The following is a 15,889-nucleotide window of genomic DNA, read 5'->3' as shown; positions in this document are numbered from 1 at the left end:
CCCTTGCGTCATGCTCCTCGGAGCACCCCATGCGAAGGGCAGCAGGACGTCAGGAGGGCATCTCCTGGCTGCGTCCTGCTCAGCGGAGCACCCTGTGCGAGGGGCAGCAGGACGTAAGGACGTCAGGGCGGGAGGACGTCGCGCAGCAGGTGCACGAGCGGCAGGTCGACGGGGATCCACGGGACGTCGAGCAGCTCGGCGGGCGCCAGCCAGCGGTGCGCGTCGTGATCCACCAGGGCCGGCTCGCCGCACAGCAGCCGGCAGAGATAGACGCGCAGTACCGCCGTCCGGCCGATCAGCAGGTCGCCGCCGAGCCGCTCCCCCACCTCGGCCTCGACGCGCAGCTCCTCGCGCAGCTCGCGTACCAGCGCCTGTACGTCGCTCTCCCCCGGCTCGACCTTGCCGCCGGGGAACTCCCACAGCCCGGCCAGCTGCGGCGGCCTGCTGCGGCGCGAGGCGAGGACCCGGCCGTCGCGGACGAGCGCTGCCCCGACCACGTGCACCCGTTCCACGGCGGGAGCGTAGGGCGGCTCCCGTGCGGACGCCCGGCCCGTCCCGCCGGCCTCAGACGAACGGGCCGCGCATCGACATCTCGTGCACCAGCGTGTCGTCCACCTCGCTGGTCACCGAGTCCTCCACGGCGACGACCCCCGGCAGCTCCTGGGCGGCACCGGCCGCCGTCAGGGCAGAGGTCAGCCGCTCCACCCGGCCCCGCAGGTACACCACCCCGTCGGCGACCGTGATCCGCAGGTCGGCCGCATCGGCACCCAGCCGCTCGCGGACCGCCGCCTCGACCTCACGCTGCAGCTCGTCGTCGCTGCGCAGGAACACCCGCAGCAGGTCGCTGCGGGTGAGGATGCCCATCACCCGCCCGCCGTCGACGACGACCAGCCGGCCGACGCCGCCACGCTCCATCTCGCGCAGCGCGGTGCAGGTGTCCGCCCCCGGACCGATGGTACGGGCGGGGGAGGTCATCAGCTCCCGCGCCGTGCGCCCGCGGGACTTGCGGGCGTGTTCGCGCACGCTCCGGCCGCCGACGAGCAGGTGCGTCAGCGTCGGCGGCTCCTCCTCGTGACAGGTGAGGTCGGCGCCGCTGACCACGCCCAGCAGCTGGCCGGACTGATCCACCACCGGCACCCCGTCCACCCCGCGGCTGGCGAGCACCTGCACGATCTGCTTGAACGGCGTGTCCGGATGCACCGTCACGACCTCGGACGTCATCGTCGCCTGCACGGTCCGCTCCACGAACTCCTCCTCTGTCCGGCGGGCAGTCGCCACGGGTCAGGGAGGCGGCGGCCTCCTGCTCGGCGCCGGGGCGCCGCACCGTCGACGGTACGCCGCGATCGCCGGACGTCCAGCCCCCGCGCCCAGCCGCGTCGCGACGCCCTCGGGACTAGCGTCGCGCCGTGCATCCGACGCTGGCAGCGCAGCAGGCCCGGGCGGCTGCGCTGCTGCCGGCAGACGTGCGCGGTTTCTACGCCGCCGGCGCCGGGGAGCAGCTGACCGCGGACGAGGCCGAGGGCGCCTGGCGGTCGCTGCGGCTGCGGCCGCACGTGCTGCGCGACGTCTCGACCGTGGACACCTCGCTGGGCCTGCTCGGTACCCGGCTGGCCACCCCGGTGCTGGCCGGGCCGACCGCGCTGCACGGTGCGGCGCACCCGGACGGCGAGGCCGAGACGGCGCGCGGCGCGGCCGCCGCCGGCAGCCTGCTGGTGGTCTCCACCCGGGCGTCGCGCCGGCTCGAGCAGGTACCGGCCGGCCCGTGGTGGTTCCAGGCGTACGTGATGCGCGACCGCGGGCTGACCCGCGCGCTGGTGCAGCGCGCCGCGGCGGCCGGCGCCGGCGCGGTGGTGCTGACCGGGGACGTCCCGTACCTCGGCCGCCGGCCGGGAGCAGCGCGCACCGAGCTGCCCGGCGACCCGCTGGTCAACCTGGCGCAGCACCTGACCGCGGGCGAGCACGGCGGCCGCTCCACCGAGCAGGACCCGGGCACGGGTCTCGAGGCGGTGGAGCAGCTGGCGCAGGCCAGCGGCCTGCCCGTGCTGGTGAAGGGGGTACTGCGCGCCGACGACGCACTCGCCTGCCTGGAGGCCGGGGCCGCCGGCGTGGTCGTCAGCAACCACGGTGGGCGGCAGCTGGACCGGGCGGTGTCCACCGCAGCCGCACTGGCGGAGGTGGCGGACGCGGTCGCCGGGCGCGGGCCGGTGCTCGTGGACGGCGGGCTGCGCAGCGGCCTGGACGTGCTGTGCGCCCTGGCGCTCGGCGCCGACGCGGTCCTGTTGGGACGGCCGGTGCTGTGGGGGCTGGCCGCGGACGGAGCCGCCGGCGTCCGGGGCTGCCTGGAGGCGCTCACCGAGGACCTGGCGCACGTCATGGGTCTGGCCGGTGCCCGCAGCCTGGACGAGATCACCCGGGACCTGGTCGCCCCCTGACCGCCCGCTGACGCGACAGCTCCAGCAGGGCCAGCCCCGCGGCGACACCGAACAGCGCGAGCACACCCCGCGGCGGAAAGACGTGGTGCCACAGGAACGGGTAGCAGGAGCCGGCCACGACCAGGGCCCCCAGCAGCGCCAGCGGGCTGCGGGTGCGCCGGTACAGGGCCAGCCCGGACAGCAGCCCGGCAGCGGCGAGCGCATAGACGCCGAGGGCGCCGAGCCGGTCGCCGATCTCGTAGAGGTCCCCGAGCGGCGGGCCCGGGTCGCCGCGCTCGGCGCTGCGCAGGACCTGGTGCGGAGCGCCGATCCCCGCGATCGCGTCCAGCGCCCCGTACAGGACGGCGTACGCACCGGCCAGCAGCCGGGCCGCCCAGGCCACCGGGCCGGACGCACCGCGCAGCACCGCCCAGACCGACACGGCGACCAGCGGGAAGGCGGGCAGCAGCGCGAGGTGCGCCAGCCGCCACCGCTCGGCCGTCTCGGGGGTGAGGAAGACGGGGTGCAGCAGCCCCAGGAGGGCCACGACGACGGCCGGCAGGGCGACGAGCAGCGGGAGCGCGAGGGGGTGATCGCCGCGGCGGGTGCGGGGGTGATCGCCGGTGCGGGGGCGGGGGCGATCGCCGGGGCGGGGGTGATCGCCGGTGCGGGGGTGATCGCCGGTGCGGGGGCGGCTGCGGGGCACCCGGGCACGCTACGTCCGGCACAGCCGCCGCGCCCGTTCGGCGTCTCCGGCGCAGTTGCCTCGGGTGTCGTGCTGCGGCTGCCGAGGGCGCCGCCGAAGCAGGATCGTGGCCCCAGCCGCCCAGGTGCGACGGAGGCAGCGGACGATGGTCGCCGCGGACCACCGGCCGTGGGACTCATGACTTGCGCCTCCATGGCGGGCGCGGCACCTCGAGCGTGCGCACCCGACCGAGGGGGGTCATCCACGGCGAGGTGCACGTCCTGACTCCCACGAGGGGGCCCTCAGCTCCGTGACCGCACCCGGCCTACCGCACCCGGCCTACCGCACCCGGCCTACCGCACCCGGCCTACGAGGTAGTTGCTCGTGTAGATGGTCTGCAGCTTGACGACATCCCCGCTCTTCGGGGCGACCCAGAACTTGTTGTTGCCGGCGTAGACGCCGACGTGGCCGACCCGGCCGTTGCGCTGGGTGAAGACCAGGTCGCCCGGGCGCATCGCCGACTTGCTGATCCGCTGGGTCGCGTCGAGCTGCGCCTGGCTGGTGCGTGGCAGCTGCTTGCCCACCTGCTTGAACACGTAGACCATCAGGCCCGAGCAGTCGAAGCTGCCGGGCCCGGTCGAGCCGTAGCGGTAGGGCTTGCCGGCCTGCTGGCTGGCCACGCGTACGGCCCGCTGCCGGAAGGTCGTGGTCGCGACGTCGATCACGATCTCCCGGCTGGTGGCAGGGGTACGCGTGCTCGCACCCTGGTAGACCGCGCGCAGCCGGGTGTCCTGCGGGAAGTTCAGCGTGCCGGTGCCGAGGCCGTCCCAGCGGGTGAGCAGCCGGCCGGCGTACTCCCAGCCGCTGGACCCGGCGCGCTCGAGCCGGACGTAGCCGTCCTTGACCGGCTTGCCGTCCGCGAGCAGCCGCACCCCCACGGTGTGCCGGCCGGGGCTGACGGTGCCACCGGGGCCGGAGATCCGCAGCTCGGTCTGGCGCTTGGCCTGCTCGGGGGCAGCGGGCGAGGAGGTGGGCGTGGAGGCAGCGCCCTCGGGGTTCGGCGGCGCGGAGCTGGTCGCGGTGGCCGCCGGTGACGGGGTGGCCTCGGCCAGTGCCGGCGAGGCCAGGCAGAGGGGGAGCAGGGCGGCGGTCAGGCCGCTGCTCAGCGTGCTGCGGGTCGGGTGGAGCGCGGGCTTGACGTGCTTGGCGTGCCGAAGGGAGCGCATGGCGGGGCAGGACCTCTCACACGCCTGCGGGGTGAGCTGTCGGGCTCGGCCGGAGAGTGGCCGGCGCGCAGGAGCGCGCTTCGCCCCGAGGACCGCACGACGTGCGGCCCGTGGAGACCTGGGTCCCCCGCTCCCGCCCGGGTACGTGGGAGTGGACGTCCTGGGGTGACCGGGGGCGGGACTCGGCGATCCGGTCGGACGTTGATGACTGCCTGTGATTGTGCATGACGATTCGATGACGGACCGGCGTTTCCTGCAGTTCGCTGCTGTGACCGATCTCACGTCTGCTGCGGCGTGACCGGGACGGCGGAGCGGCGTCATGCGGTCGGCAGGGCGCCCGACACCACTGTCCACAGCCGGCAGCCATGGCGGCCTCCCGTCGGACCGGGCGCCTACCGTCGTCGCCGTGACCTCCCCGACCACCTCCCGCGACAGCCAGCGCGCGCGGGTCTACCGCGCCGAGGACGCGTGGGCGGCACGCCTGGATGCCGCCCGCCGCGGGGCGGCGCTGGCGACGATCGGTGGCAGCGCGCTGCTGCTGCCGGCCGAGCGCCGGCTCGGTGCGCTGCCGGCCGCGCGGGACTACGCCGCCCGGGTCGTCGCCCTGCCCGAGGTGGTGGCGGTCTTCGGCGCCGTCCGGCCCCCGTCGCTGCGGACCCGTCGCGGCGTCCGGGCGGCGCACTGGGAGTCGCCCGGGACGATCGCGCTGCCGGTGCCGGTGCACGGGGAGCCGTGGGCGCTGCGCGAGACCGTCCTGCTGCACGAGCTGGCCCACCACCTGGCCGAGTCGACCGGGCGCGCCCGTGGCCACCGGCCGCCCTACCCGTCGGTGGTCCTGTTGCTGGTGCAGCTGGTGCTGGGCGACGAGGCGGCGCTGGCCCTGCGGATCGAGTACGGCGAGCACGACGTGGAGGTAGGAGCACTGTGAGCGTGGCGCACGAGAGCGACCGGCTGGTCGACAAGGTCGGCAAGCTGCTGGCCCAGGCGGAAGGCACGGACAACGAGCACGAGGCCGCGGCCTTCGTCGAGCGCGCGCAGCAGCTCGCGACCGCCCATGCGGTCGACCTGGAGCTGGCGCGGGTCCGGCAGGCCGCCCGGCACGCCCGGGGCGGTCAGGAGCCGCTGGTGCAGGAGCGGGTGGACGTCGGCGCGCGCGGCAAGCGCGGCAACCGCCACCGGGTGCTGCTCTACTCCGTCGTCGCACGGGTCAACGACGTGCTGGTGAACGTCGCCCACGACAGCACCTACGTCCTCGGCTTCGGCCACCGCGCCGACCTCGACGTCGTCGAGCGGCTGTGGGCGTCGCTGGCCGTGCAGCTGACGGCCTCGGCGCAGCGCCGGTTGGACGCCGGCGAGCACCGCACCGCGGGAGTCGCTGCCCAGACCTGGCGGCTGTCGTTCTACGACGGCTGGGTGCAGGCGGTCGGGGAGCGGCTCGAGGCGGCCCGCGACCGGGCGGTCGCCGACGCCGTCGAGGCGGCGCCGGTCGCCGCAGGCGAGCCGTCGACGGCCCTGGTGCTGCGGGCCAAGGCCGAGCGGGTGCAGGACTTCTACTCCGCGACCTCCGAGGCGCGGGGCTCCTGGCGCGGGCCGTGGACGGGCCGCACCACGGTCAGCCGCCGCGCCGCCGCCTCCGGGCGGGTCGACGGCGCCCGCGCCGACCTCGGGCAGCCGCGGCTGCGCGCCCGCGGCCGGCTGGGGGCCTGAGCCGGGCCGCGGCTGAAAAGCGCAGCACCCCGCCCTCCGATCGGGAGGACGGGGTGCGCGTTCAGGGGGGTCAGCCGCCGAAGCCGGACTCCCGGGCGATGAGCAGCTTGTCGCTCTCGTCGTGCAGCGCGGCGCCGGCCACGAGCAGCGACGGGCGGTGAGCGTTGCCGTGGTGGCCGCAGAACAGCAGCTCCGGCCCGGCCGGCAGGGTCGCCCGGAGATAGGCCTGCGCGCCGCAGCGGTCGCAGCGATCCTGCGCGGTCAGCGGCGTGGCGTCGACGCGCGCGGTCGTGGTGGTGGTCGTCATGCGGCATCTCCTCTTCGTGGTCGGCGGACCTGCTCACTGCCCGCTGCAGAGCACAACGCCCTGCGCGGCCAGGACTTCCGAGGGCCGATGTGACGCTCGAGACGCCCGGACCGGGATGGGGCCGACTGGCCCCGTCGTTGCACACCGGCGTACCGCCCGGCGCGACCGCAGGTGCTGACAGCGCAGGAAGGCGTACGGGCCGGCCCGGCCGCAGGTGCTACCGCAGCAGGAACACGTGCGGGCCGATTCCGGCGTAGGCCTCCCGCCGCCGCAGGGCCTCCTGCTCCGCCCGACGGGCCCGTAGAGCTGCCGCCTCCGCAGCCGCGTACGCCGGCTGCAGCCGCCGGCGCTCGGCGGCCGCCGCTCTGCGGACCTCACCCTGCTGCTGCCGCAGGCGCAGCTGCTCCGCCTGGTGACGCCGCTTGATGGCCGCCGGTTCCTCCCGCAGCCGGCGGGTCAACTCGGCCTCCAGCCCCATCAGCCGTTCCCGCTCCGCGTCGCCGGCCCGCCGCACGGCGGCGAGCTCGGCCGCGGGCAGGCTGCGCGGCGCCGAGGCCTTGGCGCGCGCCGACACCGCCTTGTGCCAGGCCATCAGGGTGCGTCCCTTGGCCGGGCCGAGACCCTCGATCTTCGCGCGCCGGCCGGAGTGGTTCACGACGTCGGTGACCCAGGTCGAGAAGCCGATGCTCCAGAAGACCTCGACCATCCGGATGTCGGCCGCAGTGACCACACCGTGCAGCGACAGACGGTGCACCAGGACGTCACCGATGCCGGGCAGTGCCGCGTCCCGTACGGACAGCCGGGAAAGGGCAGCCGTGATGTGGGCCTTCCGCAGCTGCGCGAGCGCGTCGCGCATCCGGTGCTTCTCCTCCGCCTCGAATTGCCGCAGCGCGTCCACCACCCGCGTCCGCTCGACCTGGAGCCCCGCTGTGGCCGAGGCGATCTCGGCCTGTTCGCGCTTGGCCGCCGCCTGCTGCAGGGCGGTCAGCGCGGCGACCTGCTGCTGGTCGTTCCTGCGCCACCGGTCGAGCTCCTGCGTCGCGGCGGCGAGCCGTGCCTCCGCCGCCCGTCGCTCGGCCCGGCGCGTGGCGACGGCCCCGACCGAGTCCCGCTTCGCCCCGACCTCCGGCTGCGCGAGGTATCCGGGCACGCCGACGACCACGAGCGCCAGCAGGGCTGCGGCGAGCATCGACATCCCCACCAGCGGTGCGACGGCCAGCGCCGGCAGGGCGAGCACGGCGACGGCCAGGAAGCTTTGGCAGATCCTGGAGAGCAGCAGCCCGCCGGAGAAGGACGCCGGCTGGACACGTCGCCGCGACGCCCCCGCGGAGGAGGGCACCGACAGTCGCGACCCACCGGTGTCCGGCACGGGTTCGGTCTCCGGGTAGGCCTCCAGCAGCTCCGCCGGCAAGGGGAGCTCACGGGGGTCGAAGGGCGGGATCTTCGCCAGGCTGGAAGCCGTCCAGCACGAACGCAGCGATCCGAGGGCGGCGTCCACACCAGGAATGTCGGTCAGCGTCGAGAGCGCATGGCAGTCGACGAAGTCGTCGCGGCCGAAGAGCAGCTTCTCGTCGCCGTCGACGTGGAACTGCGCCCAGAGCCCGGGGTCCTGCAGCAGCAGCAGCAGGCTCCCGTAGATCAGCCAGGCGGAGAAGTGGTCGAGCGAGGCGTCGTAGTCCTGCATGCTCCGGGCCGGCGACTGGTAGTTGACGTGCCCCTTCTCCGCCGCCCCGTGGGCCGCCAGGCTCGGCACGAACATGCCGTCGTAGTCGATCAGCCGCAGCTTCCCGGACCTGTCGATGAGCAGGTTGCCGTGCTGCAGGTCGCCGTGCGCCAGCCCCGCGGACTGCAGGTCGGTGACGGCGGACGCGAAGTCGGCAGCGACGGCGGCCACCGCCTGCGGGTCGCTCAGATGGGCATCCAGCCACGGCAGCAGCCCGCGTGCCTCGATCCACTCCATCTTCAGGACAGGGAAGCTGCGGCCCTGCACCACGATCCCCTCCGGCTGGTAGTCGAAGCCGACCTGCCAGGGCCGCTGCAGCCGGGCCAGCTCGTCGGAGACCGCGGTGTAGCGCGCATGCTGGTCCGACACGTTGCGCGTGAAGCACTTCACCGCGAAGCGCCTGCCGTTCGTCCCGACGACGCTGAACACGCTGGCGAAGTTGCCGGAGATGGCGCGCGGCGTCCCCATCTGCGTCATCTGGACCCGCCCCCCGCGGAGGTCGGGGTCGGTGAAGCACCGGTCGGAGTTCTGGAGCGCCTCGGCATAGACGGCGCCACTCGGGTAGCTCGCAGTCGTCCTGGTCATGTCAGTCGAAGACCACGGTCACGAGGGTCACGTCGTCGTTCTTCAGCCGCCCGGCCTGCCGCTCGTCGGCGACCCAGTCGCGGAACTCCGCCGGGCCGGGCAGGTCGCGCCAGGTGAGCCACGGCGCGGCGGCCGACTCGTGCTGCGAGAGGAACCACTCCGCGAGGGCGTCCGTACACAGGAAAAAGGTGTCGCCACTGGTCCACGTGCCGGCCCGGGTGCTCCGGTGCCTGTCCAGCACGCGCCGCTTGCGCAGGCCCGTGTGCACCAGGGCGGGCGAGCTGCCGAACTCGACCGACGCCGTGAGCGGAAAGGCTGCCGTGAGCACGCCGCCCGACACCTGGAACAGGCAGCTGTCACCGACGGCCTCGGCCAGCCAGGTCCCGGTCCGATCGCCCGGCTCCGAGCAGAACTCCGCGACGAGCAGCGTCGCGTGCGCCCCCCGCTCCAGGCCCGGCTCCTCGTACCAGGAGATGGGCCGGCCGGCCTGCTCACGGCCGTGTGTGTAGTCCTGCAGGGACTGCGGCCACCCGCTGACCGCCCGGAAGACGCAGCCCCTCAGCTGCATGCGCTGCGCGTCGACGTACGTACGCACCAGCGAGCGGGCCCAGCGGCCGGAGAGCATGCTCTCGGTCGCGCCGTCGGCGACGGCGACGCGCAACCGGCCGTCGGTCAGCTGCCACGTGTCGTCGCGGCCCGGCGCCCCGACGGCGTACGCGTCCTCGTACTCACCCTCGGTGGAGCCGTCCTTCTGCCACCACCGGGCGACGGCGTTGCCACGCATAGGTCGCGACGCTATCGGAGGTCCGAGGCTCGGGTGCCGATGTCCAGGAACTGCACGATCGAGCTGACGTCGGCGTTGTAGACGAACCCGCGGGTGCCCTCCGAGGCGGTGAAACCCTGCTGCTGCGCGTAGGCCTTCATGTGCTCGGGCAGCGAGGAGGACATCGAGAACAACAGTCTGGAGAACTGGTCAGGGAGCCCGGAGTCGGAGTCCGGAAACGTTGCGGGCATGCCCCCTGCACCCGAGACGTGCAGGTTGAACAGCAGCGCGTTGCCGTCGGCAGACAGCAGCGACCGGATGCTCTGCGCGGCCTCCGACGGGTCGCCGTCGCTGCTCTCGCCGTCGGTCAGGTGGAGCACGACGGGCGGAAAGCAGGAGGGCCGCTCGTCCAGCCAGCCCGATACCAGCTGCGCGGCCTTGCCGAGCGCCGCCGACATCGGCGTGCCGCCGTTCGCGACGGGGTCGAGCCACACGGGGAACTTCACGGTCTGGTCGATGAGCCCTCCCGCGCCGTCGGGGGTCTTCTTCGTCCGCTCCTCGAGCCGCGCCGGCGAGGTCGCGATCACGCTCAGCGGGACCAGGTCCCGACCGGCCAGCACACCGGCGAAGGCGCTGCCGACCGAGGTGCCGTAGCCGATCACGGCGACGTGGAAGTAATCGCGGACCCCTTCTTCCTTGGCGCATTTGAGCGTCAACTCATAGAGCAGCCGGTTGATGGCGTCCGACACCACCTGCGCCTTGCGCTGCGCGCCCTCCCCTCCGATCTGGTCGTTCATGCTGCCGGACTGGTCGACCACGAACACGAAACACGTGGGGTGGGCCCTGCTGATCTCCGCGCTGTACGGCATGCCATCTCCTGGGGGTCGTTACAGGCACCATGTCAGAAGTTGCCGGATATGCCACTGGAGGAACGGGCCGCTGCGGCCCGGCCGGTTTCCCGCCGCCGCCGGGCGAGCTGGCGTTACCGTGAGCCCCCGCAGCTTCAGGAGGGCCAGATGAGCACGCGCACCGTGTCCGCCGAGATCCTGCTGCCGGCCGCTGCGGCGCTGCGCGAGATCGGTGAGCAGCTCGACGGAGCCGCCGAGGACATCGGCGGGGCGGGGCGGACCGCGCTGTCCGGTGCCGGCCAGTTCGCCGGTCAGCTGTCCGAGGGCGCCGCGGTGCTGTCGCTGTCCTGGTCGGCGGCCGCCCGGCAGGCCGGCCGCAGCACCGCGACGCTCGGCGCCGTGGCCGAGCAGGCGGTGGCTGTTGCCCGGGCGCTGGACGCGCAGGCCGCGGCAGCACTTGCCGCGGGCGCCGCGGCGGCACGGACCGGGGCACCGAGGCTGCGGTGACCTACTACCGGCTCGAGGTGGACCCCGACCCGCTCGAGCAGGCCGTGGCGCGGCTGCGCCGGGCGGGGCGGGCGCTGGAGGAGGCCGGGACGGGCGCTGCAGGTGAGGCCGCCGGCTGGTCGGCCGGCTGGCGCGGTGACACCGCGACCGCCGCCGCCGCCGAGGCCGCCGGGCTGGCGCTGCTGCTGTCCCAGGGGGCGAGCGCGCTCGACGGCGCCGCCCGGTCGCTGGACCGGCTGGCCGATGCCTACCGGCAGGCGTTGGAGATGGAGCTGCCGTCGCTGGACCGGCGGCGGGAGGCGGCCCTGGCGGCGCGGAACGCCGCGGAGGCCGCCGCGCAGGCGAGCTTCTCGCACACCATGTCCGCCGTCCCGTCCGGTCTGCGGGGCGAGGTGCTGCCCACCGCCACCGCCGCGCGGAGGCGACAGCTGGCGGCCGCGGCCGCCGAGGAGACGGCCGACCTGCGCGCGGTCGACGCGGCCTACGACGAGCTCGTCGAGCGGCTGCGGGCCCGGACGGCGCAGACCGGTGCCGCCCTCGCCGCGGACCCGCCCGTGCCCGTCCCGCAGCTGGCCGTGGCGGCGTACGGCCTGCCCGGGCCGTTCGGTGCGATCGCGTTCGGGCTGCTGGACGCTGCCACGGCGCTCGCCGGCCGGCTGCCGCTCGGCGTGCTGTCGGTGCGGCTGCAGAACCCTCCGAGCGACCCGGCCGAGCTCGCCGCCCTGCTGGACGAGGCACGTGCCGCCGGCCTGCCGCCGACGCAGTACCGCGCTGCGCTGGAGGCGCACTGGCTGGCGCAGGCGCTGGCGGCTGCGGGAATCTCCCCCGCCCGGTGGGACCCGAGCCTGGGGGCGGAGGCCAACCGCGAGATCATCGAAGCCGTCTACGCCTACTACGGCCGGCTCTACCTCGACGACCCGGACCTGCAGTGGGCCGGCATGGCCGCGATGATCGGCCCGTCGTTCGCCGGCGGCTTCCTCGACCTGGCGATGCTGCGCGGGCTGCCCGGACAGGTCCCGGCGCCGCTGCGCCGCGCGCTGCCACCAGGCGTGTCCGAGCTGGCCGAGCTCACGGCCGGCGAGATCGCCTTCTACGAGCAGACTCTGCTGCAGATGCAGCAGGACATCTTCTTCGACCAGGGCGTGCAGCACCAGGCCTACCTCGACGGTGGCCTTCCGGCGCTGGAGGAACTCGCGGCGGCGGGCCTGCTCAGACCCGAGAGCCTGACCGCCTGGCGGGACATCGCCGGCGGCGATCCGGTTCGAGTTTCCCGCGGCAATGCGGTTCACCTGCGACGTGAGCAGTACGAAATCATCGGCGAGACCTACGACCAGATGCGCAACCGCTTCCCGACCGGCCCCGTCGTGACGTGGGCGATGACGTTCGCCGGCTCCCCGTCCATTCCGGATGCCCGCTCCTATCCCGACGTCTTCCCCGCCACACTGGCGCAGGGCACTCCGGGACCGCGGCGGATCCCCCTGGTCGGCTGGGACAACCCGCTGCAGGTGACGGTCGAGGTGGAGACGCCCTTCCCGGCCGGAAACATCTCCGTGCGCGACGAACGGTGGGAGCTGATCGTGCAGGACACGCTGCCGGCATTCCGTGAGCTGATCGAGAACGACCCGGTGCGGGCCCGGGCCCTGCTGGAGCAGCCGGTCGGACAGCGGATCGAGCAGTTCCGGCTGTCCGAGCGCTGGCCGGAGCTGGTGGCCCAGCTGGCCGACTGGGACGTCGAGGTCCGGCAGTGATGCCGGCGCCCGGCCGGCTGTCCACCGCCATGATCGCCCTGCTGCTGACGACGGGATGCACCATGACCAGCTCCTCCGGACCCGAGCTGCGCGGCCCGCTGGTCGCCGAGGACGTCGTACGGCTGGACCTGCGCAACCCACCGACCCGGGATGAGGCCGGCTTCGCCGAGGGCCGCAACGACGTGATCCTCGAGCGGGTCGGCGACGCGATCGACGTGGAGATCACGCTTCCCGGCGACCGGCTGCTGCGTACCGAAGCCTTCGGGGTGGTCCTGGCCGGCCCGGTCGGGGAGCCCGCCGGCGACCACGCGGTCAAGGTCGTCCTCAACCGGCGGCTGCCCGACCTCGAGGCCGTGTCGGCGGAGCTGCTGGAGGAGGCCGATGCCCTCGCGCTCGACCCGGCCGACATCCAGGAATTCGTCGACTCGGTCGGCAGCCCGCCGACGCACATCGACAGGCGCGTGCTCATCGGCTCACCGGCAACACCCCCGGAGATCGACGTCGAGGTGCGCTACGGCTCCAGCGGCGACTGGATCCTGAACTACAACCTCACCTTCCCGGATCCCGCGTAGGAGGCGGCCGGGCGGCGGCTGGCCGCGTGGACCACACAGGCGCCGTGAGGCAGTACCTCGCGCGGCTCCGGGAGCGACCTGCGCCAGCGCCGCGGCACGACACCTGGCGTCGGTGGCTGCCTGCTCGTGGGCCAGGCCACGGGGCACGCCGCTCCGCAGCCGCGTGTGCCGTCTGGGCGGTGTGCACCACAGGTCAACAATCGGGAAATCTTGACCTGTGGTGTACACCCCGCTGGGCGGCACCCGTCGAGGTGCGAGTGGCCCGCTGCCTGTGAGGCCCGCTACCGTGCGCAGCATGACCCTGGTACGGCTGGCCCGGCCGACGTTCGTGAAGGACACCGCGCTGAGCGTGCTCCTCGGAGCCGTTGGCGGGCTGCTCGTCGCGACGGCCGTCGCGCTCGCGGGCTTCCCGGAGTGGGGCGAGACCCTGCTGAGCTTCCTGGTCGTGTTCGCCGTCTTCTTCGTGGTGGGGCTCGCGATCCGGGCGGGGATGCACGTCGGCTACGAGTACGTCAACCACGGGCTCGACCCGCGCGAGGACATGCCCCGCTCGGCCTACCTGCGCTACAGCCTGCCGTGGATGCGCTTCGGGGCAGGCTCGGCTGGGGCAGCTGCCGTCCTGTCGCTGGCGTTCCTGCTCGGCACGGGCGACGCCTTCCCCGGCTGAGGCTAGGACCAGGCCTCGCCGTCCCGGTTCCACTGCACGGTGCCGGCGATGGTGAGGAACAGCGTCGTCAGCGGCCCGAACAGGGGCGCCACCTGCGTGGAGAACGACAGCAGCAACACGCGGGGCGAGTCCGGCACGGGCAGGAAGACGTCGACCGAACGCGTGGTCCGCCCGGCCCGCAGCACGTCGGGCGGCAGCCTGTCGGCCGCCGGCGGCCCCGGCTCTGCCTCCGAGCCCGTCTCGAGAAAGCCGGCGTAACGGCGGGCCGCCTCGGACGTCGGCGCGTCGGGCGGCACGTCCGCGTCCGGTGCGACCGTGTCCCGGACGACCACCACCCCCCGGTTCGGCCCGAGGTCCGCCACGACGCTCTCCGCAGCGCCGTCGGCCATCGAGGCAGCCAGGTCCGACAGCGCCTGCTCCCCCGCCACCCGCTGTGGCAGCAACGACACCAGGCACGTGCCGGTGACGGGGCGGCGCTCGACCTGGAGGTCGAGCACCAGCAGCATCCGCATGTACTCGTGACCCGGGCCGCGGGTCAGCGACACCAGCTCCTGCTCGACCTCGCGACGCAGGACCGCGGTCGCATCGCGAGGGTGCTGGGCGAAGCGACGCAGCAGCATGGCTCGCACCGCTGCCCTCATGCCGACGGGGTCCACCGGGAGCCGGGTCCACCCCTTCGGCACGACGAGCCGGTAGGGCACGGCGGTGAACGGCGCGACGGCGAGCGGTGCAGCGGCCCGCGTGCCGGACCCGAGGCTCACGCCGGCTCCTCCCGCAGCGAAGCAGCCAGCTGGTCCACGACCGGCCGCGTCGTCTCCGCGTCCACCGGCGAGCCGAACCACGCACTCAGCATGACCGCCCGACCGGGTGCAAGACCCGGCCACAGGTACACCACGCTGGTCTGCAGCGACGGCTCTCGGCCCTCGCCCTCGTCGACGATGCGCAGTTGCTGCACACGCACGGCCGTCCCGAAGGCGGTGTCGAGCTCACTGACATCGGGGTCGGCGAACCGCTGCACCTCAGGCGCGACACAGGAGTCGACGACGTCCTCGAAGCGGTCGAACCCCTCCATCGAGACGTAGGCCAGCTCGGCAACCGTGTCGGCCAGCAGCTCGGCCTGCCCCACCAGGGCGTACGCGCCGGCCAGCAGAACGCCGTCGACGGCTGTGGTCCGCTCGCGCAGGCCGTCGAGCGTGGCGGCGTAGGTCTGCACGTACAGGTTCACGACGCGCGGATCCTCGACGATTCCGCGCACGGCGAGGGCGTCGGCGACTGCCGCGGCGGCCCACTCCCCCGCCTCGACCGGCTCGTGGACAGGCAGCTCGATCCACCGGGGGTCGAGAGCGACCTGCAGCCGGACCGGGTCCTGCGCCGAGGTCACCGCACCCGCTGGATCAGATCGGTGAGGATGTTGAGGTTCCCGCCGTCGCGCCAGTCGGGGTCGAGGGCTGACTGCACGACCTGCGTGCCGGCGCCGAGGTTCAGCGCCGTCGTGCCGACGGTGGACCGGCGAGCCAACCGCGTCGCGTCGGCGACGAGGTCGGTCGGCGGCGCGACCGGCATGGTGCGCAGGTCGAGCAGCATCTCGGCGGACTGACGGTGCACGCGGCTGGCGTCGAGGCCGCCGTCGAGGAACCGCTGCGGGAGCGTCACCGGGAACGGCGCGAACGTCGAGGTGCGCGCGGCGGCTGCGGCGTCCCGCGCCTGCGTGCGGACCTCGGCCAGCAGCTGCCGAGCGGCGACGCTGTCGCCGGAGTTCCCGGCGACAGAGGCGTAGCGGCGCAGCTCGCTGAGGTTCTCGGGGACCTCCATCGCGTACCTGGCCCGGTGGGCCTGCGTGGCCCGGCTGCCCGCCACCGCCGAGCGCACCGCGGGGAAGGTGCGCGAGGCGAGCCGGGTGAAGACGCTGCCGACACCGAGCGTGGCCACGCCGACGACGTCGAAGGCCACATCGACCCAGGAGCCGTCGGCCTGCAGGGCCAGCCCCAGGCTGACGATCAGCGCTGCGGCGGCCAAGCCGACGGCCAGCACCACCAGCCATACCGGAGCGGTGGCGATCGCGGCCACGATCGCCAGTGCGACGCCGGCGATCGCTGCGGCCCAGCCGAGGACGGTCTTGGCGTTGTTCAGCCAGCCGGCG

Annotated in this window: 18 protein-coding genes and 1 riboswitch; of the genes, 7 read left to right on the top strand and 11 right to left on the bottom strand. The window is 74.2% G+C overall.

The window, feature by feature from the left end:
- Positions 1-122: 122 nt before the first annotated feature.
- Entirely contained in the window at positions 123-512 is a 390-nt protein-coding gene (locus WD794_06540; GenBank protein ID MEX2289969.1) for a (deoxy)nucleoside triphosphate pyrophosphohydrolase, read from the bottom strand.
- Positions 513-564: 52 nt separating this feature from the next.
- Positions 565-1,245 (bottom strand): CBS domain-containing protein, encoded by a 681-nt coding sequence (locus WD794_06535; protein ID MEX2289968.1) that lies wholly within the window; start codon positions 1,243-1,245, stop codon positions 565-567.
- A gap of 161 nt (positions 1,246-1,406) precedes the next feature.
- On the opposite strand from WD794_06535, the gene WD794_06530 reads away from it, so the two are divergent.
- Positions 1,407-2,432 carry an alpha-hydroxy acid oxidase gene (locus WD794_06530; GenBank protein MEX2289967.1) on the top strand — a complete coding sequence of 342 codons (1,026 nt, stop codon included), beginning with the start codon at positions 1,407-1,409 and terminating at the stop codon, positions 2,430-2,432.
- On the opposite strand, the gene WD794_06525 is transcribed toward WD794_06530, so the two are convergent.
- Together WD794_06525 and WD794_06520 are read right to left on the bottom strand one after the other, a co-directional pair.
- Positions 2,407-3,117 carry a hypothetical protein gene (locus WD794_06525; GenBank protein MEX2289966.1) on the bottom strand — a complete coding sequence of 237 codons (711 nt, stop codon included), beginning with the start codon at positions 3,115-3,117 and terminating at the stop codon, positions 2,407-2,409. The genes WD794_06530 and WD794_06525 overlap by 26 nt on opposite strands.
- A gap of 332 nt (positions 3,118-3,449) precedes the next feature.
- On the bottom strand, positions 3,450-4,322 hold the full coding sequence (locus tag WD794_06520) for an NlpC/P60 family protein (protein ID MEX2289965.1): 873 nt from the start codon (positions 4,320-4,322) through the stop codon (positions 3,450-3,452).
- Positions 4,323-4,330: 8 nt separating this feature from the next.
- A riboswitch (cyclic di-AMP (ydaO/yuaA leader) is annotated at positions 4,331-4,490 on the bottom strand.
- Positions 4,491-4,728: 238 nt separating this feature from the next.
- Here WD794_06520 and WD794_06515 point away from each other — a divergent pair.
- Positions 4,729-5,250, top strand: a complete 522-nt coding sequence (locus WD794_06515; GenBank protein MEX2289964.1) for a TIGR04338 family metallohydrolase — start codon at positions 4,729-4,731, stop codon at positions 5,248-5,250.
- Entirely contained in the window at positions 5,247-6,029 is a 783-nt protein-coding gene (locus WD794_06510) for a DUF2786 domain-containing protein (GenBank protein ID MEX2289963.1), read from the top strand. The genes WD794_06515 and WD794_06510 overlap by 4 nt, the downstream gene beginning before the upstream one ends.
- Positions 6,030-6,099: 70 nt before the next feature.
- Here the strand turns inward: WD794_06510 and WD794_06505 are convergent, their stop codons facing one another.
- From WD794_06505 to WD794_06490, 4 genes are all read right to left on the bottom strand, one after another.
- Entirely contained in the window at positions 6,100-6,336 is a 237-nt protein-coding gene (locus WD794_06505; GenBank protein ID MEX2289962.1) for a hypothetical protein, read from the bottom strand.
- Between the two features lie 217 nt (positions 6,337-6,553).
- Positions 6,554-8,644: a hypothetical protein gene (locus tag WD794_06500; GenBank protein ID MEX2289961.1), complete on the bottom strand. Its 2,091-nt coding sequence runs from the start codon at positions 8,642-8,644 to the stop codon at positions 6,554-6,556.
- 1 nt (position 8,645) lies between these two features.
- Complete coding sequence (locus WD794_06495; protein MEX2289960.1) at positions 8,646-9,428, bottom strand: hypothetical protein; 783 nt, start codon at positions 9,426-9,428, stop codon at positions 8,646-8,648.
- An 11-nt stretch (positions 9,429-9,439) separates the two neighbouring features.
- On the bottom strand, positions 9,440-10,276 hold the full coding sequence (locus WD794_06490; protein ID MEX2289959.1) for a vWA domain-containing protein: 837 nt from the start codon (positions 10,274-10,276) through the stop codon (positions 9,440-9,442).
- Between the two features lie 147 nt (positions 10,277-10,423).
- On the opposite strand from WD794_06490, the gene WD794_06485 reads away from it, so the two are divergent.
- The 4 genes from WD794_06485 to WD794_06470 all read left to right on the top strand — a co-directional run bounded on the left by WD794_06485 (position 10,424) and on the right by WD794_06470 (position 13,749).
- Positions 10,424-10,762 carry a hypothetical protein gene (locus WD794_06485; protein MEX2289958.1) on the top strand — a complete coding sequence of 113 codons (339 nt, stop codon included), beginning with the start codon at positions 10,424-10,426 and terminating at the stop codon, positions 10,760-10,762.
- A complete protein-coding gene (locus tag WD794_06480) occupies positions 10,759-12,510 on the top strand; it encodes a WXG100 family type VII secretion target (protein ID MEX2289957.1) in 1,752 nt (583 codons plus the stop codon). The genes WD794_06485 and WD794_06480 overlap by 4 nt, the downstream gene beginning before the upstream one ends.
- Positions 12,507-13,082: a hypothetical protein gene (locus tag WD794_06475; protein MEX2289956.1), complete on the top strand. Its 576-nt coding sequence runs from the start codon at positions 12,507-12,509 to the stop codon at positions 13,080-13,082. Before WD794_06480 ends, WD794_06475 begins: the two co-directional genes overlap by 4 nt.
- A 295-nt stretch (positions 13,083-13,377) precedes the next feature.
- A complete protein-coding gene (locus WD794_06470; GenBank protein ID MEX2289955.1) occupies positions 13,378-13,749 on the top strand; it encodes a hypothetical protein in 372 nt (123 codons plus the stop codon).
- A gap of 2 nt (positions 13,750-13,751) precedes the next feature.
- Here WD794_06470 and WD794_06465 read toward each other — a convergent pair whose 3' ends face one another.
- The 3 genes from WD794_06465 to WD794_06455 form a co-directional block, all read right to left on the bottom strand.
- Positions 13,752-14,510: a hypothetical protein gene (locus tag WD794_06465; protein MEX2289954.1), complete on the bottom strand. Its 759-nt coding sequence runs from the start codon at positions 14,508-14,510 to the stop codon at positions 13,752-13,754.
- Positions 14,507-15,130, bottom strand: a complete 624-nt coding sequence (locus WD794_06460) for a hypothetical protein (protein MEX2289953.1) — start codon at positions 15,128-15,130, stop codon at positions 14,507-14,509. The genes WD794_06465 and WD794_06460 overlap by 4 nt, the downstream gene beginning before the upstream one ends.
- Positions 15,127-15,889 (bottom strand): hypothetical protein (locus tag WD794_06455; protein MEX2289952.1); only part of this gene is annotated, 763 nt, incomplete at its 5' end. The genes WD794_06455 and WD794_06460, both read right to left, overlap by 4 nt.

This window comes from Mycobacteriales bacterium (assembly GCA_040902655.1).
Taxonomy (GTDB): domain Bacteria; phylum Actinomycetota; class Actinomycetes; order Mycobacteriales; family SCTD01; genus SCTD01.
This window is presented reverse-complemented; position numbering and strand designations above follow the sequence as displayed.

Bases quoted from the DNA above. Each gene is read 5' to 3' on its own strand.
- WD794_06520 (MEX2289965.1), bottom strand. From the start codon at position 4,322: ATGCGCTCCCTTCGGCACGCCAAGCACGTCAAGCCCGCGCTCCACCCG.
- WD794_06505 (MEX2289962.1), bottom strand. From the start codon at position 6,336: ATGACGACCACCACCACGACCGCGCGCGTCGACGCCACGCCGCTGACC.
- WD794_06500 (MEX2289961.1), bottom strand. From the start codon at position 8,644: ATGACCAGGACGACTGCGAGCTACCCGAGTGGCGCCGTCTATGCCGAG.
- WD794_06495 (MEX2289960.1), bottom strand. From the start codon at position 9,428: ATGCGTGGCAACGCCGTCGCCCGGTGGTGGCAGAAGGACGGCTCCACC.
- WD794_06490 (MEX2289959.1), bottom strand. From the start codon at position 10,276: ATGCCGTACAGCGCGGAGATCAGCAGGGCCCACCCCACGTGTTTCGTG.
- WD794_06485 (MEX2289958.1), top strand. From the start codon at position 10,424: ATGAGCACGCGCACCGTGTCCGCCGAGATCCTGCTGCCGGCCGCTGCG.
- WD794_06470 (MEX2289955.1), top strand. From the start codon at position 13,378: ATGACCCTGGTACGGCTGGCCCGGCCGACGTTCGTGAAGGACACCGCG.